10 protein-coding genes are annotated in these 15,100 nt (G+C 68.3%); 4 read left to right on the forward strand and 6 right to left on the reverse strand.

Going from position 1 to position 15,100, the window contains the following annotated elements; translation table 11 throughout:
* Window positions 1–138 precede the first annotated feature (138 nt).
* Entirely contained in the window at window positions 139–1,503 is a 1,365-nt protein-coding gene (locus VSR72_RS03405; protein WP_342951026.1) for a cation:proton antiporter, read from the forward strand.
* Here VSR72_RS03405 and VSR72_RS03410 read toward each other — a convergent pair.
* The 3 genes from VSR72_RS03410 to VSR72_RS03420 all read right to left on the reverse strand — a co-directional run bounded on the left by VSR72_RS03410 (window position 1,473) and on the right by VSR72_RS03420 (window position 4,163).
* Window positions 1,473–2,108 (reverse strand): TetR/AcrR family transcriptional regulator, encoded by a 636-nt coding sequence (locus VSR72_RS03410; protein ID WP_342951027.1) that lies wholly within the window; start codon window positions 2,106–2,108, stop codon window positions 1,473–1,475. The genes VSR72_RS03405 and VSR72_RS03410 overlap by 31 nt on opposite strands.
* A gap of 182 nt (window positions 2,109–2,290) precedes the next feature.
* Entirely contained in the window at window positions 2,291–3,823 is a 1,533-nt protein-coding gene (locus tag VSR72_RS03415) for an RNA polymerase factor sigma-54 (protein ID WP_342951028.1), read from the reverse strand.
* 37 nt (window positions 3,824–3,860) lie between these two features.
* Complete coding sequence (locus VSR72_RS03420) at window positions 3,861–4,163, reverse strand: hypothetical protein (protein WP_342951029.1); 303 nt, start codon at window positions 4,161–4,163, stop codon at window positions 3,861–3,863.
* Between VSR72_RS03420 and VSR72_RS03425 the strand changes: the two genes are divergently transcribed.
* Window positions 4,162–4,506: a BON domain-containing protein gene (locus VSR72_RS03425; RefSeq protein ID WP_342951030.1), complete on the forward strand. Its 345-nt coding sequence runs from the start codon at window positions 4,162–4,164 to the stop codon at window positions 4,504–4,506. The genes VSR72_RS03420 and VSR72_RS03425 overlap by 2 nt on opposite strands.
* Before the next feature lie 81 nt (window positions 4,507–4,587).
* On the opposite strand, the gene VSR72_RS03430 is transcribed toward VSR72_RS03425, so the two are convergent.
* Complete coding sequence (locus tag VSR72_RS03430; protein WP_342951031.1) at window positions 4,588–5,640, reverse strand: aldo/keto reductase; 1,053 nt, start codon at window positions 5,638–5,640, stop codon at window positions 4,588–4,590.
* Window positions 5,641–5,837: 197 nt separating this feature from the next.
* Here VSR72_RS03430 and VSR72_RS03435 point away from each other — a divergent pair, with 197 nt between their 5' ends.
* The gene (locus VSR72_RS03435) at window positions 5,838–10,430 is read left to right on the forward strand and encodes a DEAD/DEAH box helicase (RefSeq protein WP_342951032.1); all 4,593 of its coding nucleotides are present in this window, start codon (window positions 5,838–5,840) and stop codon (window positions 10,428–10,430) included.
* Window positions 10,431–10,480: 50 nt separating this feature from the next.
* Here VSR72_RS03435 and VSR72_RS03440 read toward each other — a convergent pair whose 3' ends face one another.
* Entirely contained in the window at window positions 10,481–13,036 is a 2,556-nt protein-coding gene (locus VSR72_RS03440; protein ID WP_342951033.1) for a heavy metal translocating P-type ATPase, read from the reverse strand.
* 82 nt (window positions 13,037–13,118) lie between these two features.
* On the opposite strand from VSR72_RS03440, the gene VSR72_RS03445 reads away from it, so the two are divergent.
* Complete coding sequence (locus tag VSR72_RS03445) at window positions 13,119–13,607, forward strand: Cd(II)/Pb(II)-responsive transcriptional regulator (protein WP_342951034.1); 489 nt, start codon at window positions 13,119–13,121, stop codon at window positions 13,605–13,607.
* Window positions 13,608–13,611: 4 nt separating this feature from the next.
* Here VSR72_RS03445 and VSR72_RS03450 read toward each other — a convergent pair whose 3' ends face one another.
* Window positions 13,612–15,072 (reverse strand): M20 family metallopeptidase, encoded by a 1,461-nt coding sequence (locus tag VSR72_RS03450; RefSeq protein WP_342951035.1) that lies wholly within the window; start codon window positions 15,070–15,072, stop codon window positions 13,612–13,614.
* Window positions 15,073–15,100: the final 28 nt, after the last annotated feature.

The raw sequence follows: 15,100 nt of genomic DNA on the forward strand, positions 1-15,100 counted from the left end.
TGACTCGTAAAAGTCCGTAATCGCATCGTATTTGCCCTGTCAGTGGCGCGCTGACATATGTCAAATCGCATTGCTGCAACGCAACAGCATACTGTCTCCGTTGGCCGCCGTCTGGCCTCGACACGGAGTTTCCCGCCTTTGCAAACCGCAATTGAATTCACCGTCCGCACCGGCGTCCTGCTGCTCAGCATTGCGCTCTGCCATGCCGCTGCACAGCGATTTCGCCTTTCCGATTCGTTCGGCCTGACCGGTGCAGGCGTGCTGGCCGGCACCGGGTATCTCGCGTTGCAGCACTTCGCGCCCGGCTTCACCGCTTCGAACCTTGCGCCCTTACTCACACCATCGCTTCCGCCCGAGGCCTATCTCTGGATCTTCTTGCCACCCATCCTCTTCGAAGCGGCGTTGCAGGTCGACACGCGCGGCCTTCTCGCCGATCTCGCGCCTATCCTCCTGCTTGCGATCGGCGCAGTGGTGGCCGCCGCGGCAGGCGTTGGCCTCGTCACCTGGATCAGCAGCGGCGAGAGCCTGATCGTCTGCCTGCTGCTCGGCGCAATCGTCAGCACGACAGATCCTTCCACCGTAATCGGGCTCTTTCGCAACAGCGGTGCGCCCGAACGCCTGATCCGGCTGATCGAGGGCGAAAGCCTGCTCAACGACGCCGCCGCCATCGCCATCTCCACGCTCCTCACCAGCGCGCTGGCGCTCGCGCCGTCCGCGGCAAACACACACGGCTATCCGCTCGCAGCGTTCTGCGTTTCACTCGTTGGCGGTTGCACGTTCGGAGCGCTCGCGGGAGCGATCTTCGTCACCGCGTCGAGCGCGCTGCGCAGTCTGCCCTTTTCCGAGTACGCGCTCTCGCTCGCGCTGCCCACGCTGCTCTATCCCGCCGCGCAAAGCCGGCTTCACGTTTCTGGCGTGGCCGCTGTCGTATGCGCGGGTCTCGCGGCCAACCGGCTCATGCGAACACGCCACCCCGCCGCGAGCCAGGCCCTGTTTCGCCAGCTATGGACGTACCAGGCTGGCATCGCGTCCGCCGCTGTCTTTCTGCTCGCGTCGGCACGTGTGCCCGGTCTGCTGGACAAGCTGGATATGCGCGACATCCTCCCGCTCGGTCTCGCGCTGGTGGCCGCCATTCTGAGCCGATTCGGCATCCTCACGATCTTCTTGCCGCTGCTGAGCCGCCTTGGAATTTGCGAACCGCTGCCGCGCACGCATCAATGGCTGATCGCATGGGGCGGCGTGCGCGGGCCTGTCACGCTCACGCTCGCGGTTTGCGTCGCGCGCAACGACGCGCTTTCGCCCGACACCCGCGCGTTCGCTGCCGCCATGGCCGCTGCCTTCGTGCTGCTGAATCTGCTCTGCAACGGCCTCACGTTAGGGCGTGTTGCGCGATGGCTCGGCATCGCGCAACGGACTTCCGGCAAACGCGTCGTGCTGCGGACCGCTGACGCGGGCAAACAAGGCCACGTACGCTACCAGCCGCGCTCGGTGCGCCACAAATAGCCGATCGCTGCGCGCGTGACGCGCGCCTCCAGCGCCTGTGCGTCGGTTTCGCCGCGCTCGCCCGCGGCGTCGACCATGCCGCGCACGATGGCGATCACGTCGAGCGCAGTGGTCTGCCGGTCGTCGAGTCTCGGCGCGTCGGCGAGTTCGAACGCGCCGACCAGCGCCGCGTGAATGCGCTCGCCTACGCGCGCGTCGCGCTCGCCAAGCGGCAGACGCCGCTCTTCGAAATCGAGCAGACGCGCCAATTCCGGGCGCCGCATCTGGTGCGCAACTGCAGCGCGAATGAGCCTGCGCAGCGCCGCCTCGCAACTCGACGCCACCGCGGCAACCTCGACCTCGGCAAGCAGCGGCGCGCTCTCGCGCTCGATCAAGGCAGCGGTCAGCGCGTCGCGGTTCGGGAAGTATTGATAGAGCGAGCCGACGCTCACACCCGCGCGCGCCGCAATGGCGTTCGTGGTGTAGCCGGCCAGGCCCGCGCTTTCGAGAATGCGGGCAGCGGCTTCGAGTATCGCGTCGACCGTGGCGGCGGAACGGCGCTGCACGGGCCGCTTGCGCGCCTCTAGCGGCGCGGCGCGGCTTTTGCGTCGTGGCGTTTGGGTCATGGGGGATATGCGCAGCGGGCAGATAGAATATGAGCAATGGCTCGTATTCTATCTGCCCGCTGCCTTGATGCTGCTTTGAAGCGGCGTGCGCAACGTAACGTGTTGTCCACACGTTTCGTTACGCCGGTCCTGCGCCGCTGACCCTCCCCCCGTCTTCCGGCACGCAGATGAAACCGCGCGCCTCAAATCTGACGGCGCATTTCCGCCGCTGGCAGCTTCATCATTTGCCGATATTTCGTGACCGTGCGCCGCGCTACCTGCACGCCCTGCTTTTCGAGTTCCTGCGTGAGGATGACGTCGGAAAGCGGATCGCGCGGATCTTCGGCGTCGATCATTTCCTTGATGAGCGCGCGCACCGCAGCCGCCGAGCACGTGCCGCCCGTGCGCGTTTCCAGTTCGCGCGGGAAGAAGCGCTTGAACTCGAAGATGCCGCGCGGCGTGGCCATGTACTTGTTGCCCGTGGCGCGCGAAACGGTCGATTCGTGCAGGCCCAGTTCGTCGGCGACGTCGCGCAGCAGCATGGGCCGCAGCGCGATCTCGCCGTACAGGAAAAACGCCTTCTGGCGCGCGACGATGCACTCGCCCACGCGCAGAATGGTCTCGCAGCGCTTGTGCGCGTTGCGGATCAGCCAGCGCGCTTCCTGCAACTGCTGCGCGAGCGGCGAGCGGCTCGTCTGGTCCGAGCGCGCGAACATCTCCGCATAGAGCTTGTGGATGCGCGCGCGCGGCTCGATGGCCGGATTCACGCTCACCACCCACTTGCCGCGCACCTGGCGCACGATCACGTCGGGGATGACATAACCGCCGTCGGCGCGCCCATAGTGGTTGCCCGGCTTCGGATCGAGGCGGCGCACGAGTGCGCTCGCGGCCTGCAGCGAAGCGGCGTCGCAGCCGAGCTGGCGCTGCAGCTCACCGTGCTCGCGGCGCGCGAGGCGCTCGAGATGCTGCGAGACGATCTGCATGGCCAGTTCGCGATGCGGGGTGTCGTGAGGCATCGCCTCGAGTTGCAGCGCGAGGCATTCGGAGAGCGAACGCGCGCCGATGCCGGGCCGATCGAGCGACTGCACCACGCGCAGCGCAACGCGCAGACGGTCCTCGTCGAGCGTGTCTGCTCCGCCGTCCACGTCGGCGAGATCGGCGAGGTCCTGGCGCAGATAGCCGTCGTCGTCGAGCGCTTCGATCACGATTTGCGCCGCGATCCGGTCGAGTTCTTCGAGGGGCGCGAGACGCAGCGACTCGTGCAACTGCTCGCGCAGCGTGACCGGCACGCGCACCCAGTCGGAGGCCTCGGAATCGCCGTCCTCGCCGCCGCGATAGCTCGACGTGCGCAACGCGCCAGTCGTTGGCATCTCGGCGGTATAGCCCGCGCCTTCGTCGCCGTAGCTGGCTTCGGCGTATGACGTCTCGGTGTAGGGCGACGTTTCCTGCGCCATGCCGGCATCGAGGCCTGACTCGCCCGCGCCTTCCGTCGCCATGGCGGGGGCTTCGGCCGCGGGCGCCGCTGCGGAGCCGATGCCCGCGGCGCCGTCAGCCGCTTCGGCCGCCTCACCGGTCTCCGAGGCAGGCGCAACGTATTCGAGGAACGGATTGGTGTCGAGCGCTTCGCGCAGCTCCTGCTGGAATTCGAGCGACGACAGTTGCAACAGCCTCACCGCCTGCTGAAGACGCGGCGTAAGCGCCAGATGCTGGCGCGCGTGTAACGCGATGGAAGGCATGGCAATCCCGTTTTGTTGAATTGAGTGGTAGCACCCCTCATGCAACAGCCATGCCAGTTTTTACAACGCCCTGTTTTGAAACGGGATCGGCGTTTGCAACCGGCGCTGCGCGAGCCTCTTTTCCGACCCCACGCTGGAGATTTTTACAAAGGTCCGGAAAAATTGTTGCGCGTTCCGGCTGAAGAAACAGCGGCCGCGTGAAACGGCTGCAATCCCGCATAGTGGGCGGCCCCGGTGGCTTCCAGCAGGCTTTCAACGTCGCGCTGCGCGAATGGGGACGCGGCGAGGCACGCACCTTGCGGAAAGAGGCATCGACCACAACCAGAAAGGGAGTAGCCATGAAGCGCATCCTGATCCTCAAGACCGCGGCTGGCGCCGCCTGCATGACCTTCGCACTGATGGCCGGTGCGCAAACCACCACGAACAGCAGCGCACCATCGGGCAGTTCGGAATCCGTGGGCCAGCACGTTGACGACGCAACCATCACGACCAAGGTCAAGGCCGAACTGCTCGGCGCGAAGAACCTGAAGTCCGAGCACATCCACGTGAAGACGCGTAAGGGCGTGGTCTCGCTCACCGGCACCGTGCCGAGCGCCGAGGACCGCGACAACGCCAGGCAGGTCGTGGAAGGCGTGACGGGTGTGACGTCGGTGAAGAACCATCTGAAGGTGTCGGCGGGCTGATACACCGCGTACACCGCGCGCCCGGACGCGGCGCAATCTGCGTCCGGGCGCGCAATCGCGCATCACGCTCCGTATTCCCCCTCACTCCTCCTCTTGGCGCGATTGCCTGAGCTGCGCGAGCCGTTGTTCGCCCTGGCGCGCGAGCATCCAGCCCGGATACTCCGCTGGCAGTCCGCTCGCCTCGCCCAGCACGCCTAGCTCTTCCACGCTGAGCTTCACTTTCGTCGCGGCGATATTGTCGTCGAGCTGGTCCACGCGTTTCGCGCCGATGATCACCGATGTCACCGCCTTCTGATGCAGCAGCCACGCGAGCGCGATCTGCGCGACCGAGACGCCTTTGGCCTGCGCGATCGGCCGCATCGCGTCCACGCAGTCCCATGCGCGCTCGCGGTTCACGGGCGGAAAATCGAAGGTCGTACGGCGGCTGCCCGCCTCGCCTTGCTGATCGCGCCCGTACTTGCCGCTCAAGAGCCCGCCCGCGAGCGGACTCCACACCATCAAGCCGAGGCCTTCGCTTTCCAGCATCGGCACGAGTTCGCGTTCGAGATCGCGCCCTGCGATCGTGTAGTAAGCCTGCAGCGACTCGAAGCGCGCGAGCCCTTCGCGCTGCGCAATGCCGAGCGCCTTCACGATCTGCCAGGCCGCCCAGTTCGACACGCCGGCGTAGCGCACGTGGCCCTGCTGCACGAGCGCATCGAGCGCGCGCACCGTCTCTTCGATCGGCGTGACGGGGTCGAACGCGTGAATCTGGTAGAGGTCGATGTGGTCGAGCTGGAGGCGCTTCAGGCTCGCCTTCACGCCGTCCATGATGTGATAGCGCGTGGCGCCGCGCTCGTTCGGCGACGAGCCCATTTCGCCGAAGACCTTCGTCGCGATCACGACCTGCTCGCGCGGGATCTTGAGGTTCTTGAGCGCCTGGCCGGTGATCTGCTCGGAAACGCCTTGCGAGTACACGTCGGCGGTATCGATGAAATTGACGCCTGCGTCCAGCGCGCGGCCAATGAGGCGTTCGGCGTCGGACTGCTGGAGATCGCCGATCTGGTTCCAGATGCCGGCGCCGCCGCCGAAGGTCATCGTGCCGAGGCAGAGTTCCGAAACAAACAGGCCGGTGCGGCCGAGGGGGTTGTAACGCATGGTGTGACTCCGTCGTGGTTCGAGGGAAAAGCCAACGCGGCGAGGATACTGCGTTCGCGCTACGCTTGCCGAACGTCGGCCCGCACCCAGCCCGTCCCGCGCCTCTCTCTCGTCAGGCAGGCGCGCACGAAAGCTGCGAGACTGGCAGGCGTGCAACGCTGCCTTCTACGCCGCCTGATTTCCGCATGACACCGCGCATGACACCGTCTTCGCCCGTATCCGATCCGCACGCGCCCGAGGCCGCCGCCAGGCCGGACGGTGACGTGCTCGCGCGCTTTCATCCGGCCGTCGCCGGCTGGTTCCGGCGCAGCTTCGACGCGCCCACTGCCGCGCAGCGCGCCGCATGGCCGCTCATCGCGAGCCGGCGCGCGACGCTGGTGGCCGCCCCAACGGGCTCGGGCAAGACGCTCACCGCGTTTCTCGCCGCGCTCGACGAACTGGTGCGCGAAGGCCTCGCGAACGGCGGCGCGCTGCCCGACACGACGCTCGTCGTCTACGTGTCGCCGCTCAAGGCGCTCTCCAACGACATCCGGCTGAATCTCGAACGGCCGCTGGAAGGCATCGGCGCGGAACTCGCGCGACTCGGCTTGCCGCCCGTCGACATCCGCACGGCGGTGCGCACCGGCGACACGCCGCAGCCCGAGCGTGCGGCGCTCCGAAAGCGCGCACCGCACATTCTCGTCACGACGCCCGAATCGCTCTACGTGCTGCTCGGCTCCGAGTCGGGCCGGCGCATGCTGGCGAGCGCGCGCAGCGTGATCGTCGACGAAATTCACGCGCTTGCGGGCAACAAACGCGGCTGCCATCTCGCGCTGAGCCTCGAGCGGCTCGACGCGTTGTGCGGCGCGCGCCTGCTGCGCATCGGGCTTTCGGCCACGCAAAAGCCGATCGAAACCGTCGCGCGCTTTTTGGTCGGCATGGGCGAGGCGGCGCAAGATCCGGCCGCCAACGCGCCCGCCTGCGAGATCGTCGACGTAGGCCACACGCGCAAGCGCGATCTAGCGATCGAAATGCCGCCCGTGCCGCTCGAAGCCGTGATGGCGAACGACGTGTGGGAGCGCGTATACGACCGCATGGCCGAACTCGTCGCCATGCATCGCACGACGCTCGTGTTCGTCAACACGCGCCGCATGGCCGAGCGCGTGGCGCGCCATCTCTCCGACCGCCTTGGCGCCGAAGCCGTGGCCGCACACCACGGCAGTCTCGCGCGCGAGCATCGTTTTCTCGCCGAGCAGCGGCTCAAGAGCGGCGATCTGCGCGTGCTCGTGGCGACGGCGTCGCTCGAACTGGGCATCGATATCGGCGACGTCGATCTCGTGTGCCAGATCGGCTCGCCGCGCTCGATCGCGGCCTTCCTGCAGCGCGTCGGGCGCTCGGGGCACCAGGTCGGCGGCGTGCCGAAGGGGCGGCTCTTCCCCACTTCGCGCGACGACCTGATCGAATGCGCGGCGCTGCTCGATAGCGTGCGGCGCGGCGAACTCGATCGCCTCGCGCCGCCGCATGCGCCGCTCGACGTGCTAGCGCAGCAGATCGTCGCGGAAGTGGCCTGCGAGGCCTGGGAAGAAGACGCCCTCTACGCGCTCGCGCGGCGCGCCACGCCGTGGGCCGCGCTCGAACGCGCGCAGTTCGACGCCGTGCTGCGCATGCTCGCCGAGGGCTACACGAGCCGCCACGGACCGCGCGCCGCGTATCTGCATCGCGACGTGGTGAGTCACACGCTGCGCGCACGGCGCGGTGCGCGGCTCGTTGCGCTCACTTCGGGCGGCACGATTCCCGACAATGCCGACTACTCGGTGCTGCTGGAGCCGCAAGGCGTGCAGATCGGCACCGTCAACGAGGACTTCGCCGTCGAAAGCCTTGCGGGCGACGTGTTCCAGCTCGGCAACGCGTCGTACCGGATTCTGCGCATCGAGGCGGGCCGTGTGCGCGTGGAAGACGCCCAGGGGCAGCCGCCCAACATTCCGTTCTGGCTAGGCGAGGCGCCAGGCCGCAGCGACGAGCTTTCGTTCGCGATTTCGCGCCTGCGCAAGCAGGTGGAAGCCGCATTGATCGATGCGAGCGCAACCGCTGGCGCGCCAGATGATGCTGCGTCGCCCGCCGTGGTCGATCGCGCCACGGCTGCGCTCGCGGCCTCGCTCGAGATCGACGATGCCGCGGCGCGCCAGATCGTCGAATACCTTGCGCGCGCCCGCGCCGCGCTCACGGTGTTGCCCACCCAGGACACGCTCGTCATGGAGCGCTTCTTCGACGAGGCGGGCGGCACGCAGCTCGTGATCCACACGCCGTTCGGCAGCCGCCTGAACCGCGCGTGGGGCCTGGCGCTTCGCAAGCGCTTTTGCCGCCAGTTCAACTTCGAGCTGCAGGCCGCCGCGACCGAGGACGCCATCATCCTCTCGCTCACCGGCGCGCACAGCTTCGCGCTGGACGAGGTGTGGCGCTATCTGCATTCGAATTCCGCGGAGCATCTGCTCGTGCAGGCGCTGCTCGACGCACCGCTCTTCGGTGTGCGCTGGCGCTGGAACGCCACTACGTCGCTCGCGCTGCCGCGCCAGACCAGCGGGCGCAAGACGCCGCCGCAGATCCAGCGCATGCGCAGCGAAGACCTGCTCGCGGCCGTGTTTCCGGACCAGGTGGCGTGCGTCGAGAACATCGCGGGCGAGCGTGAAGTACCGCGTCATCCGCTCGTCGACCAGACGCTCGACGACTGCCTGCACGATGCTATGGATACCGAAGCATGGATCGCGCTGCTGCGGCGTATCGAGGCGGGCGAGCTGAAGCTCGTGGTGCGCGAGTTGCCCGCGCCCTCGCCGCTCGCGGCCGAGATCCTCACCGCGCGCCCGTATGCGTTCCTCGACGACGCCCCGATCGAGGAACGCCGCACTCAGGCCGTGCTGTCGCGCCGCTGGAGCGACCCGGAATCCACCGACGATCTCGGTGCGCTGGCCCCCGAAGCGATCGCGAGCGTGCGCGAGGAAGCCTGGCCCCAAGTGCGCGACGCCGACGAAATGCACGACGCGCTCACGAGCCTCGGCGTGCTGGCCGAAAGCGAAGCGCAGCAAGAGCCCCAGTGGCTCGCGTGGCTCGCCGATCTGGCGGCGGCAGGCCGCGCCACGCGGCTGCCGGTCGCGGAACACGACGCGCTGTGGGTCGGCATCGAGAGGCTTGCGTGCGTGCGGGCGATCTATCCGCAGGCGCAGTGCGAGCCGCCGCTCACGCCGCCTCCTGAATACGCGGAGACGTGGACCGAAGACGCGGCGCTCGTGGAGATCGTGCGCGCGCGGCTGTCGGGCTTCGGGCCGCTCACGGTCGCGCAGGTGGCGCGGCCGCTCGCCCTGGAAGCAAGCGTGGCGGCGCTCGCGCTCACGCGCCTCGAAGCCGAAGGCACCGCGATGCGCGGGCGCTTCACACAGCAAGCGATGAACGGCGGCCAGGAGGAATGGTGCGAACGCCATCTGCTCGCGCGCATTAACCGCTATACGGTGCGCAAGCTGCGGCGCGAAATCGAGCCAGTCGAGCGCCACGACTTCATGCGCTTCCTGTTCGAGTGGCAACGCGTAGCGCCCGGCACGCGCGGCTCGGGCCGCGACGCGCTAGCAGCCGTGCTCGACCAGCTCGAAGGCTGGGAAGCCTCGGCGCTTGCGTGGGAAGACGAAATCCTGCCGGCGCGCATCGACGATTACACGCCCATGCTGCTCGATGAGCTGTGCCGCTCGGGGCGTCTCGCGTGGGCCAGGCTGCCTGCGCGCGCGGCGGCCGCATCGACGGTGCGCAACACGCCGGTCGTGCTGCTCGCGCGCCGCGAACTCGCGCGCTGGATGGCGCTCGTCGACACGCCCGACACCACGGGTCTGTCGGCGCGCGCGCGGCGTGTGTACGAAGCGCTGCTGCGGCATGGCGCGATGTTCTTCGACGAACTGGCCGCCGATGCGCATCTGCTCGGCGTCGAACTGGAAAACGCGCTCGGCGAACTGGTGGCGGCGGGCCTCGTGAACGCGGACAGCTTTGCCGGGCTGCGCGCGCTCGTGAAACCGGCGGCGCAGCGCAGCGCGCATCACGGCCGGCGCCGGCCGCGCGGCTTCGGGCCGCTCGCAGGCGGCATGGCCGACGCGGGGCGCTGGGCGACGCTGCGGCGCGTTGAGTTGAACGACGCGTTGAACGATGCGTTGGCCGATGCGATGGCCGATGCGCAGGCGCTCGTCGCGGCGGAATCGGCTGAGCCGGATGCACGTATCGCGGCAGGTACGCGCTCACAGTCGCTTGCGCGCACAAGGCAAACGACCGCCAGCACGTCGCGCCGCCCGCCCGCCGAGCCGGATCTGCTGGAGCACGTCGCCAATGTGCTGCTGCGCCGTTATGGCGTGCTCAGCTGGCATCTGCTCGGACGCGAAGCGGCGTGGCTGCCGCCCTGGCGCGACCTGCTGCGCGTGCTGCATCGCATGGAGGCACGCGGCGAGGTGCGCGGCGGACGCTTCGTCACCGGGATTTCGGGCGAACAGTTCGCACTGCCCGAAGCCGTGGCGCTCTTGCGCGACGTGCGGCGGCGCGGATCGACACAAGGCGGGCCACCGGGAGAAGGCGCGGCGCTCGTCTGTGTGAGCGCCGCCGATCCGCTCAATCTCCTCGGCACGCTGCTGCCCGGCGAGAAGGTGCCGGCGCTCGCCGGCAACCGCATCGTGTTCCGCGACGGCGTGCCGGTCGCGACCCTGATTGCCGGCCGCTTCGGCTTTCTCGGCGAGTTCGACGAGAGTACGCGCGCCGAACTGCGCGCGCGGCTCGCCAAGCCCTGGTGAGGCGCGTTTGGCGCGCGCTCACGGGCTTGGCTGTTAGTTGCGTTCGCCGTCTACGCGGAAGGCTTCATCGCGCTGCGCGTGCCGTCGAAATGCCGGCGTACACGCAAGCCGTTCGCCACGACGAGCAGGCTCGCGCCCACGTCGGCGAACACGGCCATCCAGAGCGTGGCCTCGCCCGCCATCGCGAGCACGAGGAACACGGCCTTGATGCCGAGCGCCAGCGTGATGTTCTGCTTGAGCACGCCCGCGGTCTTGCGCGAAAGGCCGATGAACGCGGCGATCTTGCGCGGATCGTCGTCCATGATCGCGACGTCGGCGGTTTCGAGCGCGGTCGCGGTGCCCGCCGCGCCCATCGCGAAGCCGATGTCGGCACGCGCGAGCGCGGGCGCGTCGTTCACGCCGTCGCCGACCATCGCCGCCATGCCGTACTGCTGCGAGAGCGCGGCGATCGCGTCCTGCTTGTCCTGCGGCAGCAGATTGCCGCGCGCGTCGTCAATGCTGAGCTGATCGGCAATCGCGCGAGCGGTCGACGCGTTGTCGCCGGTCAGCATCACGGGCGTCACGCCGAGGGCTCGCAAGGCTCGCACGGCCGGTGCACTTTCCGCACGCAGCGCGTCGGCCACGGCGAACACGGCGACGGCCTCCTGCGGCGCACATAGCACGATCGCCGTCTTGCCCGCCTGCTCCAGCGTCGCGAGTTGCGCTTCGAGTTCGGGCGAGCACAACCCCAGTTCCTCCACCAGACGGTGATTGCCGAGGCTCCAGAGCGTACCGTCGATGCGGCCTTGCACGCCGCGACCGTTTAGCACCGCGAACTGATCGACCGCGAAGAGGCGCGCATCCGGCTGACGCGCCCGCCAGCCTTCGACCACCGCACGGGCGACAGGGTGCGTGCTCGCATCGTCCAGACTCGCGGCGATGCGCAGCGCTTCGTCCGTAGAAGGCTGAACTTCGCCGCGCTCCCCCGCCGCGGCCAGCGCCCGAACCGGCGCCGCGAGCGCATCGGTCAGGACAGGCTCGCCGCGCGTGAGCGTGCCGGTCTTGTCGAGCGCGACGGCCTTGAGCAGCCGGCCGCGTTCGAGCCACACGCCGCCCTTCACGAGCATGCCGTGGCGCGCTGCGGCGGCGAGGCCGCTCACGACCGTCACCGGCGTCGAGACGACGAGCGCGCACGGGCACGCGATCACGAGCAGCACGAGCGCCTTGTAGAGCCACGCGCTCCACGCGCCGCCAAACACGAGCGGCCCGGCAAGCGCGATGACCACGGCGAGCGCGACCACGGCCGGCGTGTAGTAGCGCGCAAACTGGTCGACGAAACGCTGGGTAGGCGCCCGTTGCGCCTGCGCCTCCTGCACCGCCGCGGCGATACGCGCGAGCGTGCTGTCCTGCGCAGCCGCGGTGACGATCGCCTCGACGACGCCATCGACGACGATGCTGCCCGCGTAGAGCGCCGCGCCGGTCTCCTTGTCGACAGGCAGGCTTTCGCCCGTGATCGGCGCCTGATCGAGCGCGGCCCGGCCGGCGATCACGCGCGCGTCGAGCGGCACGCGCTGGCCGGTCCGCACGCGAATGCGGCAACCAACGGCGACCTCGCCCACCGCGTACTCGCGCCATTCGCCTTGCCCGGCTGGACCTTCGCGGTCTTGCCAGACCTCGGCAGTTTCGGGGGCGAGCGCGGTGAGCGAGCGGATGGCCTGACGGGCGCGTTCGAGCGAAAGCGCCTCGATTTCCTCCGCGAGAGCGAAGAGGAAGACCACCATCGCCGCTTCGGGCCATTTGCCGATCGCAACGGCACCGATCAACGCGAGCGACATCAGGAAATAGATGTTGATCGTGAAATTGCGCAGCGCGATCCAGCCCTTGCGTAGCGTGGGCAACCCCGCACACAGAATCGAGATGACCGCACAAGCAAGTACGAGCAGGCTGGTTTCCCGGCCGGTGCTCCAGGCAAGCACCTCCGCGCCTGCGGCTGCCACGCCGCTCACCGCCAGCAACAGCTTCTGGCGCAGCGCGAGACCGACAGACGCAGGCGGGGCGGCCTGCGCGCCCGCGCTATCGTCGAGCGCACGCGGCGCCATGTCGAGTGCGCGCAGTGCGGCGACGACAGGCTGCGTATCGTCGAGTTGATGATGCACGGTCAGCTCGCGCGCGAGCAGGTCGAAGTCGAGGCGCACGACGCCCGGCATGGGCTCGAGCCGGTTGCGGATCAGGCGCTCCTCGGTCGGGCAATCCATGTTTTCGATGCGCCAGCGAGCGCGGCGCGTGCCTTCGGGCGCCGGAGCCACTCGGCGCGGGCTTTGCGGCGGTGCGCCGTCGTGACAGCAGGCGTGGCCGTGCGTGTGGCCCTTCGCAGCGGCGCCGGATTGGACCTTGGCGTCGTGCGCGCTACTGCAGGCCTCGCCGTGGTCGTGCTGATGTGCCTGGCCGTGATCGTGGCCCTCGCCGTGATCGTGCTCATGCTCGCGGCCATCTTCGTGCTCATGCTCGTGGCCGCGGCACGCGCCGGCGACGCTGCCAGAACCGTGAGCGCAGCCCACCGTCTGTTCCTCATCACGCGCGCGCAAGCGCTGCGCAATGCCGAGCCGCGACAAGTAGCTCTGGTTCATAGCCGGTTTCTCCCAAAAGTGACACAATCATTGAACAGCCTGTAGCCACTACAGGGTCAAGTCATTTGGGAGAGCCGCGACCATGCGAATTGGTGAACTGGCGCGCTTCGCGCACTGCGACGTCGAAACGGTGCGCTTTTACGAGCGAGAAGGCCTGCTGGACGAGCCCGCGCGCGAAACCAACGGATATCGCAGCTACACGGCCGTGCACGCCGCGCAACTTAACTTCATCCGCCATTGCCGGTCGCTGGGCATCGGGCTCGCGGACATCCGCATGCTGCGCCGCTTCCAGGCCGACCCGAGCCAGCCCTGCGACGAAGTCAACGAGTTGATCGACAGCCAGATCGAGCGCATTCACCAGCAGATCGAATCGATGCGCGTACTCGAGCAGCAATTGCGCACGCTGCGCGAGAGCTGCCATGCCCACCAGAGCAGCAGCGCCGAATGCGGGATCATGAAGAGTCTCGAACAGCCCATGGACGAGGAGAACTGCTCATGCCATGGCGACGGGCACGCTGCGGAAGGGGCGCCGCCTGCAGACAGCGGCGCCCCTTCCCTTCACCGCCACTAAAGACTCAAGGCGCTGCGGCGATCACTTCGGCCACCGTGGCCGTAAGTTTCTTCGCGTAGGGAACATGCAGGAACTCGTTCGGCCCGTGCGCGTTGGACTTCGGCCCGAGGACCCCGCACACCATGAACTGCGACTTGGGAAAGCCCGCTTGCAGCACGTTCATGAGCGGGATCGTGCCGCCCTGGCCGAGATACGCGCAGTCCGCGCCGAAATGCGTGCGCGAGGCGGCGTTGAGCGCGTCGGATAGCCACGGCGCGAGTTCCGGCGCGCTCCAGCCATTGGCCGCGCCCGCGTCCGGCTTAAAGGTGACTTTCGCGTTATACGGCGGATCGAGTTCGAGCAGCGCCTTCAGTTCGGCCACGGCCTTCGAAGCCTCGACTAGCGGCGGCAAACGCAGCGAGAGCTTGAACGCCGTGCGCGGCCGCAGCACGTTGCCGGCGTCGGCGAGTGCGGGCAGGCCCGCCGCGCCCGTGACCGAAAGCGAGGGCCGCCAGGTGGAATCGAGCAGCGCCTGCTGCGGGTCCGTGGTGGTGGGCAGCACGCGCCGGCCGTCCTGACCGCATGCCCACGGCATCGTCTTCCAGACGCCTTCGCCAAGGATCTTCGCTGTGGCCTCGGCTTCGCTCAGGCGCTGCGAGGGAATCGCGCAATGAAAGCCCTTGGGGAGCAGCGTGCCGCTCGCGGCGTCTTCGAGGCGCTCGAAGAGCTGCCGCATCACGCGGAAGCTGGACGGCGCAATGCCGCCGTAAGAGCCCGAGTGAATGCCTTCCTCGAGCACTTCGACTTCGAGGTCGCCCGCCACGAGCCCGCGCAGCGACGTCGTAAGCCATAGCTGATCGTAATTGCCAGCACCCGAATCGAGACAAACGACGAGACCGACGTTGCCGAGCCGCTCGCGCAGCGCATCGACATAAGGCAGCAGGTCGTAGCTGCCCGACTCCTCGCAGGTTTCGATGAGGCCCACACAGCGCGGACGCTCGATGCCTTGTGCGTCGAGCGCGGCGAGCGCCGTCACGCTCGCATAGATGGCGTAGCCATCGTCAGCGCCGCCGCGGCCGTAGAGGCGACCGTCCTCGAGCTTCGGCGTCCAGGGGCCGAGGTCGTTGCGCCAGCCGGCGAATTCCGGCTGCTTGTCGAGGTGGCCGTAGAGCACGACCGTCTCGCTGCTGCCCGAGCGCGTGGCGGGCGCCTCGAAGAAAATCACCGGCGTGCGACCCGGCAGGCGCACGATCTCCAGCTTCAGACCACGCACCGGCTGCTGCTCCGCCCACTTCGCGGCCTCCTGCACGACGCGCTCGAGATAACCGTGCTGCGCCCACTGCGGGTCGAATGCCGGACTCTTGGCGGGCACCGCAATGTAATCGGTCAACGCGGGCACGATCTCGTCGTGCCATTTACGTTCTACGAAGGCGCGCAATTCGTCGTGGTCGAGTTGGCGGGTGGCCTCGGACGAGTCGGAGATCATAGTGTCGGTTCCCTGCGATGAAAAGCTC

Origin of the sequence: Paraburkholderia sp. JHI869 (assembly GCF_038900775.1) — a bacterium.
Taxonomy (GTDB): Bacteria; Pseudomonadota; Gammaproteobacteria; order Burkholderiales; family Burkholderiaceae; genus Paraburkholderia.